The organism is Comamonas sp. GCA5 (assembly GCF_036541385.1).
Taxonomy (GTDB): domain Bacteria; phylum Pseudomonadota; class Gammaproteobacteria; order Burkholderiales; family Burkholderiaceae_C; genus Comamonas; species Comamonas aquatica.
Window position 1 is genome coordinate 1 of sequence record NZ_JAZHFR010000145.1, and the last position, 4,176, is coordinate 4,176.

The window sequence follows — 4,176 nt, forward strand, 5'->3', positions numbered from 1 at the left end:
GTAGCCACGGGCGCTGCAGCGCCCGGCATGGTGGCCCGGACAGGGGCAGCCGCCGGTGCCGCGCCCCCTTGGGTCTTGAAGTGCGAGACGGCCTGCACCAGCTCCTGGGCCTGGCGCTTCAGGCTGTCGGCGGCGGCCGCGCTTTCCTCGACCAGGGCCGCGTTCTGCTGGGTGGTGGTGTCCATCTGGGTGATGGCCTCGCCGACCTGGGCCACGCCCTGGCTCTGCTCGGTGCTGGCGGCGCTGATCTCGCCGACCAGGTCGGTCACGCGGCGGATGGCGCCCACCACCTCGGACATGGTGTGGCCGGCGCGCTCCACCAGGGCGCTGCCGGCTTCCACGCGCGAGACGCTGCTGTGGATCAGCTGCTTGATTTCCTTGGCTGCCTCGGCCGAGCGGCCGGCCAGGCTGCGCACCTCGGCCGCGACCACGGCAAAGCCGCGCCCTTGCTCGCCGGCACGCGCCGCCTCCACGGCGGCGTTCAGTGCCAGGATGTTGGTCTGGAAGGCAATGCCGTCGATGACGCCGATGATGTCGGCAATCTTGTGGCTGCTCTCGGTGATGCTGCGCATGCTTTCCACCACCTCGCTGACCACCTCGCCGCCCTGCTGGGCGACTTGCGAGGCACTCAGGGCCAGCTGGTTAGCCTGCAGGGCGCTGTCGGCGTTCTGGCGCACGGTGGACGAGAGCTGCTCCATCGAGGCGGCGGTCTCTTCCAGGGCGCTGGCCTGCTCCTCGGTGCGCGAGGACAGGTCCGTGGTGCCGCTCGAAATCTCTTCGCTGGCGGTGGCCACCGACTCGGCGTTGCTGCGCACGCGCTGCACCACCGTGCTCAGGCTGTGGCGCATCTGCTCCATGGTGGCCATCAGGGTGCCCATCTCATCGCTGCTGAGGGCCTGGATGGGGTGGGTCAGATCCCCGGCCGCAATCTGCGTGGCGGCCTGCATCGCCTGGTGGGCCGGGCGGGCCAGCGAGCGTGTGACCAGCACCGCGAACAGCAGCGCCAGGGCGGCGCTGCTGGCCATGCTGCCCAGCACCCACCACATGGCCGAGGTCTTGACCGTGGCGCTGTCCGTGCGCAGCACCTCGGCATTGTTCTGGTTGATGCTCGACAGTTTGCCCACTGTCTCGGCCAGCGCGGCAAACGCGGGTTCGCCCTCCTGGGTGTACATGGACTGCAACTGCACCAGGGCGGCGGGGTCGGTGTTGCCACTGCGGTGCAGGGTCAACGCCGCCTCCGTGAAGCGCTGGTGCACGGCCAGGTAGGTGTCCCGCTGCTGCTGGTAGGCCTGCAGCAGTTGCTGCTCTTGTGCCGATTGTTCCAGCGCCTTGTAGCGTTGCTCTGACTCGGAGATCAAGGCCAGTACCGACTGCGACTGCTGATCCAGGGTCTGGGCGGCCGATTCGCTCTGCGGCGTGAGCAAGTGGCTTTCCAGGCGGCGGTAGCGGTTCCATTGCGACCGCATGTTGCCGGTCTCTGCCACGCTGGGCAGGGCGTTCTCGCTGATGCCGTGGAGGGCCTGGTTCAGTCGCTCGACCTGCCACAGGGCCACGCTGCCCAGCAGAAGGGTCAGGGCCAGCATGGACGCGAACGCCAGGCCGAGCTTGGTGCCAATTTTCAGATTTGCAAAGCGCATCGAAATACCTCGCGGTGGTTGAGGGCGTGCTGCCATTGTGCGCTGTGATTCGGGCGCTGGGATGGCGGTCAACGCGCAGCCGGCGCCCGTTTTTCAGGGCCCTGCAAGCCTTGGGGCCGTGGCACAACGCGGCGGTGCGCTGTCATGCAAATGCCGCGCAACCGTCACGTCGCTGACACAGTGTTTGCAGACACTGGCCGGGCTTTTGAAACCCCCACGACGACCTCAAGGACGCCCACCATGAATCTGCAAGCTGCCACTCTCGACAGCGAAGATGTTCCCACCAACCTCAGCGCCAACCCGGAATTCCAGACCGTGGTGGCCAGCGCCGTGTCGCGCCGTGGCTTTTTGCGCACCGGCACTGGCCTGTCGGCGGCCATGTTCCTGGGTCTGGGCGGGGGGCTGGTCGGTTGCGCCACATCGGGCAGCCAGGGCGGCCAGCCGCTGATCGGCTTCCAGGCCATTCCGATCTCGACCGACGACAGCATCAAGATTGCGCCCGGCTACAGTGCCAAGGTGCTGGCCCCCTGGGGCACGCCGCTGCTGGACGGTGCCCCCAAGTTCAAGGGCGATGGCAGCGAGGACGCCGCCACCCAGGCCCAGCAGGTGGGCGACAACCACGACGGCATCCACTTCTTCGCCCTGGACGGCAAGAACGACGAAGGCCTGCTGGTCATGAACCACGAGTACTGCACGGTCGATGAAAAGACCGGCGCCTACGTCTGGCTGTTTGGCCGCAAGGGCGGCGACGTGGCCAAGCAATGGGGCCGCGACCACGTGCACAAGTCCATGAACGCGCACGGCGTGTCGGTGATCCACCTCAAGCGCAACGCCAAGGGCGCATGGGACATCGTGCCGGGCAGCGTCTACAACCGCCGCATCACGGCGCATTCGGCCATGCAGATGAGCGGCCCTGCCGCCGGCGATGCCCTGCTCAAGACCCGCGGCGATGCCAGCGGCACGCGCGCGCAGGGCACCTTCAACAACTGCGGCAATGGCTTCACCCCCTGGGGCACCTACCTGACCTGCGAGGAAAACTTCAACAACTACTTCGGCACCAGCGCCGGTGAAGACCGCCGCAACGCCGCGCAAAAGCGCTACGGCCTGTCGCCCAAGGGCAGCCTGTTCCAGTGGGAAAAGCACGAGGCACGCTTTGACTATGTGAAGGAGCCCAACGAATCCCACCGCTTTGGCTGGATCGTCGAGATCGACCCCTTCAACCCCGGCAGCATCCCGCAAAAGCGCACGGCGCTGGGCCGCTTCAAGCACGAGAACGCCGCCTTCGCCCTGACCAAGGATGGCCGTCCCGTGATCTACATGGGTGACGACCAGGCCAACGACTACATCTACAAGTTCGTCTCGAACCACAAGTACGTGCCCGGCGGCGACACCAGCCGCCTGCTGGACGACGGCCAGCTGTTCGTGGCCCGTTTTGATGCGGGCGCCGCCACGGGCGACTTTGCCGGCACCGGCACCTGGCTGCTGCTGGACAAGCAGGCCAACCCCCAGCTGCGTGCCGATGCCCAGTTTGCCAACCAGGCGGCCGTGCTGGTGCATGCCCGCTTGGCCGGCGATGTGGTGGGCGCCACCAAGATGGACCGCCCCGAGTGGGTGACCGTGCACCCCCGCACCGGCGAGGTCTATGTGACCCTGACCAACAACAGCGGCCGCAAGACCGTGGACGACGCCAATCCACGCGAGAAGAACGTCTACGGCCAGATCGTGCGCTGGCGCGAAGCCGGGGGCGACGCCGCGGCCACCACCTTCGAGTGGGACATCTTCGTGCTGGCCGGCAACCCCACCGTGCACACGGACCGCAAGGACCTGCGCTCGGGCTCGGCCAACATCACGGCCGACAACACCTTCAACAGCCCCGACGGCCTGGCCTTCGACCGTGATGGCCGCCTGTGGATCCAGACCGACGGCAAGTACAGCAACAAGGGGGACTACGCCGGTCAGGGCAACAACCAGATGCTGTGCGCCGACCCCGTGACCAAGGAAATCCGCCGCTTCCTGGTGGGCCCCAAGGAGTGCGAGGTGACCGGCATCACCTTCACCCCGGACCACAAGACCATGTTCATCAACATCCAGCACCCGGGTGAAGAGGGCGACAGCCACTGGCCCGATGGTGGCAACAGCATTCCGCGCTCGGCCACGGTGGTGATCACCAAGGACGATGGCGGCGTGATCGGCAGCTGAGGCGCGCCGCGCAAAGACATGCGTCCTGCCCGCCCGGGCGGGGGGCATGGCAAGGGCTGACACAGTGGTGGCTGTGTCAGCCCTTGTTGTTGGGGCAGCGCCGCTGTGGAAGCTATAAAAAAGTGAGTGTTTAGCGCTAGTGCAGCGCTGGTTTCAGGTTTATAGATGCCTGAAAGCCAGCCATAACAAGCGTCAAATGCTTTGAAATGAAGAGCGGTGGTGGGTCTGAGCCGCAGGGCCGCCGCGGGCCCGAATGGCGCCAGGGGTGCAGCCCGACCGGCTGGGCCTCGGCGCTGGGGCGCATCCGAAGGCATTCCGGGCTGCGGCCCGTACGGCGGCG

2 protein-coding genes are annotated in these 4,176 nt (G+C 66.9%); one reads left to right on the top strand and one right to left on the bottom strand.

Features of this window, described 5'->3' with window-relative positions; translation table 11 throughout:
• Nucleotides 1-1,637: methyl-accepting chemotaxis protein (locus SJH88_RS18580; RefSeq protein ID WP_274755327.1), on the bottom strand; the 1,637-nt coding region annotated here is incomplete at its 3' end.
• Between the two features lie 240 nt (nt 1,638-1,877).
• On the opposite strand from SJH88_RS18580, the gene SJH88_RS18585 reads away from it, so the two are divergent.
• On the top strand, nt 1,878-3,836 hold the full coding sequence (locus SJH88_RS18585; protein WP_042412428.1) for a PhoX family protein: 1,959 nt from the start codon (nt 1,878-1,880) through the stop codon (nt 3,834-3,836).
• The last annotated feature ends 340 nt before the right edge of the window (nt 3,837-4,176 follow it).